Source organism: Sphingobacterium sp. UT-1RO-CII-1, assembly GCF_026711005.1.
In the GTDB taxonomy this organism is placed as follows: Bacteria; Bacteroidota; Bacteroidia; order Sphingobacteriales; family Sphingobacteriaceae; genus Sphingobacterium.
Window position 1 is genome coordinate 55,450 of record NZ_JAPPVJ010000006.1, and the last position, 15,899, is coordinate 71,348.

A 15,899-nucleotide genomic window follows, 5' to 3' on the forward strand; every position below is an offset into this window, starting at 1 on the left:
GTAAGCAATCATAATTAAACTAGACATACCTCTTGCTTTCCATTTCTTCGCTATAAGCTTAATATCAACTGCGAAACATACTGGATCATAGCTAAGACTAGACGCCTGTAATCAACAAAACTAAATATCTAGAAGACTAAACTGATAAATTGAAACATTAGGTTAATTTTAGGAACAATTATTCCCTAGAGTTAATGAAAAATTTCATCTCCTAAGGCAAAACAAATAAAAAACGGTGACCATTAATGAACACCGTTTCATCAAAACTTAATTTCGTAAAATGTTTTATACATAATAGTTCTCTTTCAAACTCTTTATCTGGAATAGATGATTTTATAAAAATAATAAAAAAATAATCGCCCTACCTTTCTTTTTCCTCTAATCGGAACAAACTCAAAACAACAAAAGCCAATAAAACGGACAGTATCAAATAACGTCCTGCAATGTCTCTTTGAGTTGCCACTGTGCCACCTAAAGAAATGAAGAAATTAGCCACAGAAGTAATAATATAAACTAAGCCCCCCATTAAGCCACCAGCTGTTCCCGCATTGGCTGGAAAAAACAACATACTGTTTGTAAAAAAACTGGTAAACATAACTCCCGAAATAATATGGATCACAAAAGCAAAACCGATCATAATATATAAGTTTTGGTAAAAAAAACTAAGAACCAACAAACCTACAATCGTCACCAATTGCACCAATAATGGTAAAAATACCCGAAACCGAAAATCCAAGCTCATACTCTTTTTTGCAATCCCCCCTCCGACCATCCACGAAAAGCCCAATACCAACGTACAATAGCCAATCGTCACAGAAGTAAAATGAAAAGTATCCTCAATAATGAATGGCCCTGTGGTATTAAATAGCATGACTATAGAATAACTTAACCCTAGTATCATAATTCCTAACATAAACCTCATATTTTGCAGCATCATCTTATACACTTCTGAAGTTTCTCGAATACTTACCTTTTTAATATTCACAATAGTTTCCCGACCAAACACCAATTCAAGTATTAGCAAAAGCATAGCATAAGCCGCTAAAAAATAAAAATTAGCCTGCCAATGGAATAATTTCTCTAAATACCCCCCTAGAAAAGGTGCCAAAATAGGACCACAAGACCACACCATAGTAAAATAACTAAGGTAATTTTTTAGCCTATCTCCAGAATACACATCAGCAAATAGCGCTCGTGTTGCCACTACAAGCATTGAAATGGCTATCCCCTGAACCGCCCTCCACAAACAAATAACAAAAACACTATCTGTATAAGATATCAGCACGCTGCTCACAATTAATAAAGACAGGGCTACTAACTTTGGGCGATAACGACCTATACTATCTAGTAAACTACCGATAAACAGCTGTGATATACCATAGCTCAATAAATAGATTGTTAACGTCCATTGAATTTCACGCTCACTAACAGTCAAAGCTTTAGCCATAGCTGGAAAAGACGGCAAATAAATATCTGTGACAAAGCCTGAAAGTGGTATAGAAAGAAATGCAATTATAGTTATTCGGTTGATTTGTTTCTTAGATGTTCCGTACAGCATAATGCTCCTATTTTGTTACTCTACAAAAATAGATACTATTAAACGACACAACTTTTAAAACACAAATCAAAAACTACAAAAATCAAAGATTAATTGTTTTTCTACGAAATTGCAACGGAGAAGATTTAGTATTTTTCTTAAAGTAATTATTAAAATGAGCGGGCTCGTCAAAACCCAAGGTATAAGCGATTTCACTGACAGTCCAATCAGTATAAATCAATAAGCTTTTCGCCTCCTCCAACAATCTCCCTTTAATAATTTGAGTCGTTGTCAAACCAGTCACTGCTTTAATCGAAGCATTTAAATGGTTTACGTGCACATGAAGACGAGCAGCAAAATCAGCAGGAGTACGCATTTCTAACGGATATGCTGGCGAATCTAAAGGAAATTGCCTACTCAGCAATTCGTCAAACAAACGATATAATCTAACCGTCCCTGATTGTTCCTGTACTTTCAAATCGTCTATACGCCATTCTAAAGCCAAATGAAGCACAGCCGCCAAACTGCTTTTGAGAGCATCATGACGGAAAAAATAAGTAGAATTATTTAGCCGAAACATATTATCAAAAAAGGTCGTCACTGTACACAATTGCACATCCGTCAAAAATATAATGGGCTTACTCCATTCTTTAAACAATGACGTTTTTTTAATAGCCTCAAATACGTGGCTGCCTACAAAAAACTCCTGATTAAATAAACAAAAGTATCCATCTTGTTGTTCCGTATCACACTTCCAAGAATAAGGAATATTCAAAGCCGGCAGAAATAAAACAGGGCGATCTATATAAAGCTCGTGCCTCCCATACTTAAACCATCCTTTGCCTACAATAAGACTAATTTTATAAAAATCCCTACGATTATAAGGGGTTATAAAATCACAATATCTTCGGGGAGAGATATTAAAATGCGATGTTCCATGTTCAACAAGCACATGTTCGCCATCTTTTTCATGCAAATGGCTTAATCTTTTATAATAATCACCTAATGTTTCTAAAGATTTGCTCATTATAAATAAAAGTACGGAAATCAACTAATATAATATATCTACCTCCATATATAAATAAAAAAAGAGCTGCATTAACATACAGCTCTTTCTTCAATGAAAAATATTAAAACGGTATTCTACCAGCCAATATTTTGTCCTAAATTAGGGTTTCTCTCTCTTTGCACCTCCGGCACTGGCCACAGATAATTTTTTGGAGTCTCAAATGCTCGATTCCACTGCACAACCAAATGACCATCCGCACTCTTCCTATATGTATTCTTACTTAACTCAGGAAACCACGAAGCTTTTACTCCTTCAATATCATTTGCTAGTTTCTCTCCTTCTCCCCATCGTCTTACATCAAAATAGCGATGACCTTCTAATGCCAGCTCCACTCTACGCTCTCTTCTTATCTCCTCACGCACGTCCATACCGTGTTGTGCTAAAAATGAAAGTTCCATTCTTTTCATACCTACCCGATCTCGCAAAAGATTAATAGAAATATCTAAATCTGCCTGAGTCAATTTGCCTTGTTCAAACTTCGCTTCCGCATAGTTCAGCAACACTTCCGCATAACGTATATGATGAATATCATTATCATCCCGGTTATAATTAGGCACAGCGCTAGGTTCTACATATTTTTTATAATAGTACCCTGTCGTTGTTACAGATCCTCTTCCATCCTGACTAAACTTAGGTACTTTAAACACTGTTGGGTCATCATTATCTGCTACAGGCCGTCCATCATATCTGCCTCCCCACTTATCTCCTGGTGTTAAGATCGTTTGCGTCATCCTTGGGTCACGATTTTTAAACACTTCTTCGTATGAAGAGTCCTCGTACAACGGAGACTTATCAATAGGCAAGCCATCCACACATAGGTAAGATTCAACTAAAGAACGCGTAGGTACAAAACGAGCAAACTGATCCGGCACTTGAATTTCCCTACTCAAATTATGCATAATGATATCTTTCAGGTGCAAACGTGCAAAAATAGTTTCTTTATTGTTTCCTTCTGCAAGTTTACCTTCGCGGGTAAAAAGCTCCCAGTACGCGGTTTTTGTATCCCCATTAGTATAAAGCTGATATACTCCCAAATCCATCACTCCTTGAGCAGCTTTTTCCGCCACTTCATATCTTCCGTGCGCTAATGCGACACGCGATTTAAGAGCTAATGCAGTCCCTCTACTCACACGTCCCAAATTTTCTCCCGACGGTATGGTTGCAGGAAGTACAGCTGCTGCTTCCTCTAGCTCCGTCAACAAAAAATCCACAACTTCAGTCTGCGGTTTTCTATCTCCATACACTTCCGGATCATCAGGATTTAATGTTTTTGTAATCAAAGGTATATCTCCATAGAAAGATGTCAGAAAACTATAAGCCAACGCCCGTATCACCCGAACTTCGGCAGCTAACCTCTCATTCGCTCCAGGCTGTGTTTCTGTTGCTTCCTTATAATTTTCTAAAAATGTATTACATTCTCTAACATCCCTAAACATATTAGCCCACTCATTATTCACAGTAGGCTGTGTCACAGGGAATACCCCTGACCCTATATCTTTATATTGGTTCGTAGTCGGCCACATGGTATTCTCTCCCATATTTTCCATCTCCACCCAATTTTTAGCTTTAACTCTCGAATAAATAGCAGTTGCTGCCATCTCCAAGTGTTCTTGAGTTTTCCAGTATGTCTCATTCACAATCTCATCTTGAGGCACACGGTCCAAAAAATCACTACATGACGAAAACACAGCCACACTTACCAATAAAGCAACAGCTATCTTAGTACATTTATTATATCGATTTTTCATTACTGTCTATCTTAAATTTAAGTTAACACCAAACACAAAAGTTTTCACCTGCGGATAATAACCTCCTGTATTTCCCGAAGGGAGCTCTGGGTCATATCCGTAAAAGAAATCTGTCTTTGTAAATAAATTATCTGCAGAGGCATATACTCTTAACTTACTAATTCGGATCTTCTCTGTCCATTTAGGAGAAAAAGTATAACCAACCTGTACATTCTTAAGACGTAAATACGAAGCATCCTCTATCCATTTTGACGACAACCTCGTATTATGTGTACGCATATAAACCAAGCGAGGGTATGATGCATCCACATTATCAGGCGTCCATCTATCCAAATGTATTTCCTGTGGCAAGGCACTATTATTAATAAAAGGATGTCTTGCATTACCACCCACATAACCATCAGCTTTACCTACGCCTTGTAAAAAGAAACTAAAATCGATATTTTTATAATTTAAATCACCCCGAAACCCATAAGTATATCTTGGGATATCGCTACCCAGCACGTGTCTATCTGCCCCAACCGTAATTTCTGTCGCATCAGGGTCAGTAGGTATATAGATCAAATCTCCGGGAGCTACCATATCTCCTTTTTGAAATGGAAACTTAGCCACGTATTCGCCATTTACTATATCAAAATCACTTTCCTGTGCAATACGATCTACTTTAAAGCCATAAAAAGCATCAAAAGGCTGCCCTACTAAACGTACCTTATCACCCAAACTGGTTGCATAATCTTCCAGCCTTGTAATTTTGTTTCGAACATCTGAAAGGTTGAAACTTGCACGATAACCTACTTCTCCGATTTTATCTTGCCAACCGGCCATTATCTCCCATCCTTTATTCTGCATAGCTCCTGCATTTCTTGACGGATATCCACTTCCTACCCCTATTACATCCGGTAATGGCGTGGCCAACAGCAGATCATTAGTATTATTAATAAAATAATCAGCGGTTACGTTCAATCGACGATTAAAAAAGGCTAAATCCATTCCAATATTCGTTTTCTCAGACGATTCCCACGAAACCATCTCATTTGGAATATAACTTTGACGGAATCCTACCTGTCCCGTATTTCCAATCGGATTATTCGAACCGACCTGCGAAGATGAAAGAATAGACATATACGGATAATCTCGTCCCACTTTATCATTTCCCTGCGTTCCATATGAGAATCTTAATTTACCAAAGTTCCAAGCTCCTCTGAGGTTTTCAAAAAAGTTTTCCTCCGTAAACACCCATCCAGCTGAAAACGAACCGAACCAATTCCACCTCACATCCGGATGAAAGCGCGAAGAACCATCACGACGAAAGTTACCTTCTAACAAATACTTCCCTTGATAATCGTAATTCAAACGACCAAAAAATGACATCAGAGCATTTTGCTTACTAGCACTGCTATTTAGTTGATTCTCTGCACCCAAGGTCAGTGAGGGCAAATCCACTGGAAGATTAGTACGCGAAGCTCCAAAATCTGCACCTGTAGTCTCTTCCAACGAATAGCCTAAAAGTGCTGTAATATTATGTTTATCTGCGATAGTCTTTTGATAATTTGCAGTACCTATAAACGTTTGATAGGTTCCCGAATAATGGTCCATCGCTATTTTATTCGGATTATTTGTTTGATATATTAATTTATCATCATCCGGACTGTAGTAATTAATTGTCCTCAGTAAAGTCGTTCGTTTCGAATTATACTTTACCAAACCATACTGACCTTTCAGATCAAGACCTTCCAGCAAATTAAAAGTTGCACTTAAATTAGCCGTTACTTCCTGCGAAGTAAAAGTATTTGTCCCCCCATCTGTTGCTATAGCTACAGGATTACTTTGCCCTCCATGATATCCCCAGCTTCCATTTGTAAAACGAACAGGAACCAAAGGGCGAATACTCAACGCAGCAGATAATGCTCCTGTACCAGAAGCACTACCATCATAAGAACGATCGACATAACCTAAATTTCCGTCAATTTTCAAACGCTCCGCCACTTGCGTATTCAAACGCAAACGCGCATTATGACGTCCAGACTTAAAATTATCCCCCACAACAAGGCCTCCCTCATTCAGGTAACCATATGAGGCATAATATTGCGTCTTATCCGTGCCACCGCCTAAACTTAAATTATGGCTTTGTTGTGGTGCATTTTTTCTATAGACTTCATCAATCCAATTGGTATTAGCAAAATAATTGGGGTCGCTGCCATTACGTGCTATCTCTATCTGCTCATCAGTATATGTAGGGTTTGTCCCAGCATTCACATTCGCTTCATTTTGAAGCATCATATAATCGGCCGAGTTTAAAAACTTAGGCAAAGCTGTTGGTGTCTGATAACCAAAATAACTATTCAAGCTCACATTCGTTTGCCCCGATTTACCCTTTTTAGTAGTTACAATAATAACACCATTGGCACCACGCACACCATAAATCGATGAAGAGGCAGCATCTTTCAATACTGATATGCTTTCAATATCATCAGGATTTAAAATATTCATATTCCCTCCTGGCACACCATCAATGACAATCAAAGGGTTAGCATCTCCCCAGGTTCCTACACCTCGTATACGAATTTGTGGAGCACGATTTCCCGGCGCAGTGTTTCCAGTACTTCGCACAGTAAGGCCCGGCATCTGTCCCTGTAACCCCTGCCCAATATTCGCTAAAGGCCTATCTTCAAAAGCTTCACCTGAAACGGTCGCCACCGCTCCTGTCAAGTTTGCCTTACGCTGCGTGCCATACCCCACTACTACAACTTCATCAATATCTCCATTCCCCAATTGTAATATTACATTCAAAACACGCTGTCCCTGCAAATTAACCTCTTTCTCTATATAAGAAATATGCTTAAAAAGCAAAACCGCATCCTGCTGATTTACTTCTATACTATACGTCCCATCAGATGCTGTTACTGCTATAGCCCCCGATGCCTGATCTTTAACCAATACAGACACCCCCTCGACAGGCTGCCCTGACTGATCTGATACTCGACCTTTAACAACAATCTGTTGTGTTATTTCTCGTTGTAAATCTTTCACCGGGCGATCACTTCGACGGATCAAAATATTATCTTCAACTATTGTATATTCTAAGCCGTTAGCATTGATCAGCTCATCCAACCCATCTTTTAAACTCACCGATTTTAAGTCTACTTTATCCACATAGACATTTCTTAACTCTGTATTATTATACACAAAACGATATAGTATCTGTCGCTCTACCTTATGCAATAGGTTTGTGAGTTTTGACTTTGACTCCCTTAACGAAAACCGTTGGGCATACGTACTTGCACTTACGGTTGTAAGTGACAATAAAAGCATTACTGCTACAAATTTCATGATTCTGAAAAATCGAAAAAGTTTATTTAGACTGTCGCCATAAACTTTCAAATTAAAATACATACTTTTAACTTACTTTAGTTCATTTAATAACTGATTTGTACATTTTTTGAACGAAAGAAACCATGTGTCAGGGAGTGTTCCCGCACTCCTTGATTTTTTCAATCTCTTATCGTGGTTATAACCATAATTTACTTCATAGGCCTATTATTTTATAAAATGATTAACTTATTATCTATATATCTACATTTGAGTCCTAGGTAATCTAACATTTCTATCATTTTAGACAGCTTTACCTGTCTAGAAATCGTTCCATTAAATTCATGATCTGTCCGAATACTTTGAACTTTCACCTCAATATCATACCATCGAGCAAGCTGGCTAGCTATACTATGCACATTGGCTCTGTCAAAATGAAAATAACCATCCTTCCACAATGTTAACTCCTCTATACTATCTCTTTTTTGTTTTGTTAGCTGTCCATTTAATTTAACTGTTGCCAGCTCATTTGGTTTAAGTTCTACACGACCAGACTTTGACTCCAAACTTATCGCCCCTTCCAAAAGCGCTGTTGTGCTCAGCCCTCTATCGTAAGTATTAACATTAAATTTTGTCCCTAATACATCAATCTTCCCAAAATCTCCATTCACCAAAAATCGCTGTCCTGATCTTTTAGCTACCTCAAAATATACTTCTCCAGTCATATCAACAATACGATCTTTATGAGACATGTCTGACGAAAAAGTCAGAGAAGATGCTGTATTTAGCCACACCTTACTACCGTCTGGTAATAAAAAATTAATCTGCCCTCCTCTAGGTGTTTTTACCGTATGTCGCTCCACTACGGAAGACTTTTCTATAACCTTATATTGAATCTCTCCTGACTCTAGACGTACAATATTAAATGTATTCCCGGTTTTTATCACCCCTACACGATCATCGTCTAGTGCTATTTCTTCTCCAGACTCCGTAAGAAGAATCGCTTTATCTCTACCCGGATTAACATCCATTTTGTCTGCCATCAGATCAATACTCTCCACCTTATCATTTACACTATCAAACACCTTATACCGCAAAAGTATAAAGCTACAAACCAGCAGCACCATAGCTGCCGCAACAAACGGTAACAATCTATTACGCTGATGGTATTGATTTTTCTTCAAGATATTCTTTAGTGCGTCTTTTTTTTCCTTATTAGAAAACACTGGCTCAGTACTTTCCGCCTGAAGGATAGCCTCGCGCCAAATCGTGTCGAATACCTCTTCTTGTTCCTCTTCCGATAAGGTCGATAAAAAACGGTCTAAAACTATCAACTCCTTAGAAGACAATTGTCCGTTAATTTGTTTTTTTAATAAATTTAAAAAGTAGGATCTATCTTGTTGCATATGCCTCTGTAAAACCTTATGCTCTACATATACTAAGACAATTACAAAATGAAAAGGGGGGTATTAAAAAATAAAAAAACTCAATATTACACTAATAATCGAATCTTTACGCTCTACTAAATAGGCTTTTATCGAAGCGCTGGCTAGCTGTAAGTACTTTTTTACAGTTTCCCTAGAGATTTCCATCTCTGCAGCAATTTCTAAATATTTCTTACGTCCAAACCTACTTAGGATAAAAGCACGTTGTTGTTGTGGAGGCAATTGAGCAATTGCTTCATTCACCAACTCATCATATAGGCTCTCGTCCTCGGCAACAGCCGAATCATCATACAAAACCTCATTATCCAATATAAAATTACTTTCCAACGCCTTTCTACGGATATTGGATTTCACCTTATTTAGTGCGGCATTTCTAGCCATAACGGTTAGGTAAGCCTCTATGTTTATAATGTTATGTATTTCAAAACGTCGGTTCCAAATTGAAAAAAAAACATCCTGCAACACCTCTTCTGTTTCTTCCTTATTTTTTAATAGATAAAAAACAGGCGCAGCCAAACGATCAAAATGCAGATTATATAGCCTAGCGAATGCCTGCTCACATCCTTCTGATATGGCACTGCAAATTTCTTTATGACCATTTATATCTTCCTGCATTTATATTTAAACCCTTATAACAGAGCAAAAATAGCACTATATTTTATTTAAGAGCAGAATATCAAAGTTAAGTTTATGTTAACAAAAAAAACGGAGCAGTAAAAAACACTACTCCGCTTCATCTACATTAATATGAAGTTAAAACATAATCGCATTCACCCTACATTTTTTCCGCTTCTTTTTCCTCTACATATTTCGCAAATAAAGGCTTTTGTTCTTCTGTCAACAGGTCATTGATCTTACCATTCGCTGTTGCCTTAATTACTTCTATTTGCTCTTTCGCCTCTTCTGGAGTCATTGTCGTGTTTGACTTAACAGCCACTTTACCTTTCACTTTCTCCAAAACAATATCATGAATGGCAGTTTGCTGCTCTGCAGTTAGCGTCAACTTCTCTGTCAATTCTACAACCACTTCTTTTGCTTTTGTTTCTGGGTTTACATCTTGTGCAAATAACATAGTCATTGCAAATAAAAAGCTTACTCCTGTTAAAATTAATTTTTTCATAACGTCAAATTTTAAAGTGTTTGAAATATATTATTAAACTGTTTCTGGTATAATAACTCCCAAACAAGACACTTTGTTGTGCGATTGTATCTTTTGTGTTACAATTTAACATTGTTTAACACGAGATGTGCCCATAAGCACTCATAACAAACTTTAACAACAAAAATCCTTAAGCACTTTTAAAACCAACATCTAGAGTCAATCACTTTCTATTCACAAAATAATCTACCGAGTAAGTATAGTCGTCCAGTTTCGCATCTTCAATTTTCGAGTTAGCAAACACCAACAATTCACTATTTGGCTCTAAAGCTCTCCACGCCAAGCCATGCCCTATGGGCACATGTAAAACTCTCTGCTCGGAAGCCCTCATTATCTCCTGCTCTACAGGTAAGTCTCTTGAAGCTTTCTCCCAGTCATCTATTTTCACAATATCCACCACAAATGCTCCCGACAAAACATAAAACCAACGTTCTTCAATACGATGCGCTCTCCATCCTCTCACCAGCTCTGTATCCGCATTCGTAATGATGTAGAATCGCTTCACGTTCGTCATATCGAAATCATTCACAAAACGTATCTCTCCTCTATGGTCGGCTGCCGCTCCTCCTTTTATAAAACTTATCATACTATAAAATTCTTTAAGTTAAATACAATAAAGGTAAGCTATACAATCGGTCTCCAATCAATTATTTATAATATTTTCACAATTGTTACTTAAAGTAAAAGCCTCCAAATCTTACAAATGAGATGGAGACCTCTACCCACAACTAAACTGACTAATTAATACAAAATCAATCATATTTTAACAAAGAACACCTTTATTACTAAGATTGAGGCTCTATAGGTACACCGAAATCCGGCTGTTGACCTGTTGATTCTTCTTCTGGATCAGCTATAGGCAATTCTCTCAATAACATTATTACTTGACGAATATTTTCAGCTTGGTCACCATAGGGCTTTAAGATGTCTACCGATGCAATTACCTTTAAACTCTTTGAAGATAATCCCACAAATGAATGATCCACCACAATATTTCGCCCCTCACTAGAACTTAACAATATTTTTTCACCTTCTTTTTTATAATTATATGCAATTTGTGTTTGAACAGATTTATGATCAAAATTTCGAATCAATAGTTGCCCATCTCTGGTAAAAGAGAGCTTAATATGTTTTTTTAGTAAATCAGCACGTGCATATCCCCTATAAGATGTATTAACTAAAGCATGTTCTCTATAAATCTCCTGATAATCTGTTCGCACATACCATTCACCTTCAATGTCAACATTTCCTTGTTCTAGCTGCTGACAAGAAGACAGTAATAGCATTAATGTAATTAAATAATATAATTTTTTCATTTATTAAACATTTCTTCTTTTCCTCCAAATTAGCTACACACCTTTTACAAGACTTCCAAAAAACTACTACACAAGTCCCTAAAATAAGGGCTTGTGTAGTAGAGGTCAACAGATGAAACCTTAGATTATCTAGTACGGAACGTCATCTCTACCTCAGGCTTATCTACTCCGATTATTTTTGCATAAACAGTACCATCTGAAATATGATAATCGAATTTTATCCTACTTGTTCTTAAGAAAACATCCATCTGATCCATAATTGCAGAAACATATCCACCATTGGGACCTTCTCTATATGTAAGTTTATAAATACCGGTATCTTCGTCCAGTTCATAATTATATATTATAGCCGTTATCCACCCACTTGTACCATTATTCTGACTAGAAAACCCGCTAAACGTCACCCGCTTATTCAATACATCGAAAGCCAAATCCATATATCCACTATTAAAGGCATAACCGGTACCTTTAGCTAATCCATTATGGTATCTCTCTAATATCTTCAGACCTTCAGATGATGTTCCTGAAAAATATGTTAAGTAAGGACTTCTAAATCCAACATACTTTGAACCAATAAGCTTATACAGCGGTAAAATAGGTTGTAATGAGTTTTTAACCTCATATTTATCACCTTTATCACTAATAAAATACATTTTGTTTCCTTCCCAATTCATCGCTACATAATTATGGCCACGGTATATAATCCCTCCAGCGATAACATTAAGTCCGTCCAAAGAAAAAGCATATTTTCCTGTACTTGCAGAAGTTGTTCCATCAGGGTGTAAAGAAGCTAACTCTATTATTTTTGTATTCGTATTAATAGTAATACCCATCATATAAGATTCTCCGTCCGAGTTCACATCAATATAAGGATTAGTGTTATCTTCAAAAAAAGCCTTAGTTTGGTTAATCACCTCCTGATAGCTTCCAGTTCGGTACTTATCTCTTTCTTCTTTAGTAGCCTTTATCAAAACAAGAGGATTTCTATACCTTTTACCAATAAACGCTAATGTGTCTCCATTTGCGTAATCAAATCCATACTCTAAATCACTACGTAGCCCCTCTCTCTGTGTCCCGTCATATACTGTCGCAACAGGATCATTTAGCATTGAAATATAGTTATACGTATCAAAAATTAATGTAACACCGTTATCTTGCTTAATTCGATAATTAGACTCAACATACTCTATCGCCGATTTATCAGTTAAGTCGGCGACCATACCAACTACTTGCTGATCGTCAAAATCAAAGTAAAAACCGTAGCCTCCTTTAAGACCTGTACCTACTGTGGCTTTCCAGCCATATTCAGCCGATACCATTGTTTTATTAATCAACTCTATTTGATCATTCACTCTCTCATTTGGCGTTTTATCAAAAACAAGTTCAACTTCATTTTTTTTGCAGGATACCCCCACAAAAATGAATAGACTTAAATACCATATTATCTTTATATTTTTTATCATAACGTTTGTCCTATAACTCCATAGAAATAATTCGAACTATTGCTTTCTTCGTAAAATCCGGCTAGATTATTAAAATCAGCACCGTCCACATCGATACGGATCCAATCTGCTTCGAAAGTCGTTTCTTCTAAATATGGCAGAATGCTTGATGAAAAACCTGACATAAACATATTAGCATTTGCAAATGTCCCGGTAGTTCCCGCTTGATCCACCTTACTAAATTTAATCTTCCCAGTTTGCTTATCCAATGTATGTGCAAAAGAGTAGTCTGCAAAATACTGCGTCCCTCCTGCAGCAGCTGTAAAGGCTAAACGAACCGTAACTTTATCCTCTGCTTCAAAGCGCAATTGCATATAATCTAGATTATATTTAGCTGATGTGCTATAATCCAACACAGCTTGTCTCATAATGTCATAAGCATTTTTAAATTTTGATGAAATATTGTACTTAGCATATATGGACGAGTTAAGGTTTATATTCATCGTTTTATAAACAGACTCTAAATAAGGTGAAAATCTCAAGCTTTGAGGGTCAAGCTTATTTCTCATGTACTTCTGAATTTCCATTTGCAACTCCCTAAAATCCACTTTTAGATCCATATTGTAATACTTTACAACATTTTGCTCCTTTAACTTCAAGTTCTGCTTACCATATGTCGAAGACTCGTTAGCATAGCTATCGTACCAAGCCTGACCATTTACTAAAAGACTTGAAGCTGTTTCTGCATAATCCTCGGTATAACTTCCACTAGCGTAAGATGATACGAAACCATATTTTTTAGCAGTATCAGCAGGAGTTGAGCTCCACGTAGCTTTATAATCTTGTTTAGAGATTATCTGAAAATCTGTTGGAATTGATACTAACTGATTTAAAATATGCACAAATTCATGATGAATAACAGATAACGCTCCATGTTCTGAGTAATTGTTAATACCGTATAGATTTACTCTTCTCCCTGCAGATGCCGTACCAGCATATGCTGTACCGTCACTAGCAATAGAAACGGATCCAAAAAGTATCCATTCTTTTGGCGCCATCTTTTTGATAAACTCCTCACCTGCAACTTTTCTATACGGGAGTAGATATCCATTTAAGACCGACTCCATGGTTGGTTTTACAGCTTCTAACTTTGGCGGTGTAACATTACGTTCCACATCATGGTAATATCTGTTATACCGATATACAACTTTTATATTATATTCATCTAAAAAAGTACTTGTAAGCCATTTATCTAACTCCGTATTCGTTTCTGGAGCATCATCATTATATTTAGAAAAGTCAATATCTTTGATTATTTCCTTTTGACATGCACCAAATAGTAAAAACACAGAGAGTAAGGGTAATAATATTTTATTAATTGTTTTCATAACTCTAAATTCTATCTTGGATTTAATTCAATTCCTGCCAATCCGACTTCTTCTGGTAATTGGAACACCCTTCTAAGATCATTTGGCTCTAACACAATATCAGTTTCAAGCCCAGTAGCATCTATTATATTGTGTACTACACGGATGTTTTTACGCACAATGTCAAACCAACGTATCCCTTCTTGAACAAACTCAGCTTTTTTCGCTTGCAACGCAGCTTCAATAAGCGCTTCTTTAACATTGGTCGTACCATAAAAATCATTAATCTTATTCAAAGTTAAAGCGTGCAGAGAAGGAGTATAATTCCTAATTTTCTGACTATAAAAAGTATTTAAATCAGCGACAGCATTATCATATTGACCCAGTTCCGCATAAGCTTCAACTCTATTTAATAATGTCTCATCTAAAGTAAGAAGCGGTTGCATAATGTATGGGTATCCTATACCTGGCCCGGTATAAAAGAAATAATACAACCATTTATACGTAGTATAATGTGGCGCTCCATAAGAAAGAACCTTATTATCCAACACCCCTCCAGTCACATGGGGTCCTGTAAACATCGACGATATTCTATCACCAAATCCATATCGAGCTGTTTCATTATATGTCCAAGTAGAATAAGAATTGGCTAACAGTAAAGTAGACCTTACATCAGATTTCGTAAACGATGCTCTAAATTCATCACCCGTCATCTCTTTAAAAGTACTGTTTGTAGGACGGATATTATTTAAGAAATCGCCACCTGGAGCTGCTAGAGTCGCATGATCCACAACCTTGTCCCATTCCCCTAGAAACATATACAACCGTGCAGCGAAGGCATGTGCAGCTGATTCGGTAAAATGATATTTAGGTACTTTATAATTTAAATCTGACACATATTTAAGGCCTTCCTCCAAATCTTTTACAATATTCTCATAAGTTGATTTGACAGTCCCCCGTGTAAAATTACCAAATACTGTTTTCCCAGGGGTTGTTACATAAGGAATACCCGGGCTGTCATTCGCACCACCGATCTCATAGTTTTTTGCAAAGAAAATCGCTAACATATGATGAGCATAAGCACGAGCGACTAAAGCTTCGCCTTTATATTGCAAAACAGACTCATCAAAATTTTCATTTTCTATCGCTTCTAATGCTTGATTAGCCGCAGCTATAGCGGAATAGCAACCATTCCAGTAATTTATCGGTGTATTAGTTCCTGAGCTCAATTGATCTTCCCAAGCATATGGTCTATCTCGGGTATCAACCGAACTTCCTACACCAGGACCTTTATCTTCAACATTATCAGATGCTGACTCTGCAAAGGATAAATAATCATACCCAGGGTAAGCAGTCCCAACTAATTGAGCTACTTTATCTATACTATTTATAGAAGTCCTATTATCCGGTTCAACATCTAAATACTTATTACATGAAGTAATAAATAGCGTACATGACATTAAGGTCGTTATAATAAACTTATTCAATTGTTTCATCTTTTTCTAAG

The 15,899-nt window shown here is 36.8% G+C and carries 12 protein-coding genes; all 12 read right to left on the reverse strand.

The genetic code is table 11. The features are described from left to right. Nucleotides 1–361 precede the first annotated feature (361 nt). Nucleotides 362–1,558: an MFS transporter gene (locus ORI89_RS13900; RefSeq protein WP_268231102.1), complete on the reverse strand. Its 1,197-nt coding sequence runs from the start codon at nucleotides 1,556–1,558 to the stop codon at nucleotides 362–364. An 82-nt stretch (nucleotides 1,559–1,640) separates the two neighbouring features. Continuing rightward, nucleotides 1,641–2,564, reverse strand: coding sequence for a helix-turn-helix domain-containing protein (locus ORI89_RS13905; protein ID WP_268231103.1), 924 nt, complete (start codon nucleotides 2,562–2,564; stop codon nucleotides 1,641–1,643). A gap of 116 nt (nucleotides 2,565–2,680) precedes the next feature. Then, the gene (locus ORI89_RS13910; protein ID WP_268231104.1) at nucleotides 2,681–4,354 is read right to left on the reverse strand and encodes a RagB/SusD family nutrient uptake outer membrane protein; all 1,674 of its coding nucleotides are present in this window, start codon (nucleotides 4,352–4,354) and stop codon (nucleotides 2,681–2,683) included. A 6-nt stretch (nucleotides 4,355–4,360) separates the two neighbouring features. Continuing rightward, nucleotides 4,361–7,684, reverse strand: coding sequence for a TonB-dependent receptor (locus ORI89_RS13915; RefSeq protein WP_268231105.1), 3,324 nt, complete (start codon nucleotides 7,682–7,684; stop codon nucleotides 4,361–4,363). A gap of 212 nt (nucleotides 7,685–7,896) precedes the next feature. Continuing rightward, complete coding sequence (locus ORI89_RS13920) at nucleotides 7,897–9,069, reverse strand: FecR family protein (protein ID WP_268231106.1); 1,173 nt, start codon at nucleotides 9,067–9,069, stop codon at nucleotides 7,897–7,899. Nucleotides 9,070–9,132: 63 nt separating this feature from the next. Then, nucleotides 9,133–9,723: an RNA polymerase sigma factor gene (locus tag ORI89_RS13925; protein ID WP_268231107.1), complete on the reverse strand. Its 591-nt coding sequence runs from the start codon at nucleotides 9,721–9,723 to the stop codon at nucleotides 9,133–9,135. A 160-nt stretch (nucleotides 9,724–9,883) separates the two neighbouring features. Beyond that, entirely contained in the window at nucleotides 9,884–10,228 is a 345-nt protein-coding gene (locus tag ORI89_RS13930) for a hypothetical protein (RefSeq protein ID WP_268231108.1), read from the reverse strand. A 202-nt stretch (nucleotides 10,229–10,430) separates the two neighbouring features. Beyond that, on the reverse strand, nucleotides 10,431–10,853 hold the full coding sequence (locus ORI89_RS13935; protein ID WP_268231109.1) for a WxcM-like domain-containing protein: 423 nt from the start codon (nucleotides 10,851–10,853) through the stop codon (nucleotides 10,431–10,433). Nucleotides 10,854–11,052: 199 nt separating this feature from the next. Further along, nucleotides 11,053–11,583: a hypothetical protein gene (locus tag ORI89_RS13940; RefSeq protein WP_268231110.1), complete on the reverse strand. Its 531-nt coding sequence runs from the start codon at nucleotides 11,581–11,583 to the stop codon at nucleotides 11,053–11,055. 125 nt (nucleotides 11,584–11,708) lie between these two features. Beyond that, a complete protein-coding gene (locus tag ORI89_RS13945; RefSeq protein ID WP_268231111.1) occupies nucleotides 11,709–13,046 on the reverse strand; it encodes a DUF4302 domain-containing protein in 1,338 nt (445 codons plus the stop codon). Continuing rightward, nucleotides 13,043–14,413 (reverse strand): substrate import-associated zinc metallohydrolase lipoprotein, encoded by a 1,371-nt coding sequence (locus ORI89_RS13950; protein WP_268231112.1) that lies wholly within the window; start codon nucleotides 14,411–14,413, stop codon nucleotides 13,043–13,045. The genes ORI89_RS13945 and ORI89_RS13950 overlap by 4 nt, the downstream gene beginning before the upstream one ends. Nucleotides 14,414–14,424: 11 nt before the next feature. Beyond that, nucleotides 14,425–15,888 (reverse strand): RagB/SusD family nutrient uptake outer membrane protein, encoded by a 1,464-nt coding sequence (locus tag ORI89_RS13955; RefSeq protein ID WP_268231113.1) that lies wholly within the window; start codon nucleotides 15,886–15,888, stop codon nucleotides 14,425–14,427. Between the last annotated feature and the right edge of the window lie 11 nt (nucleotides 15,889–15,899).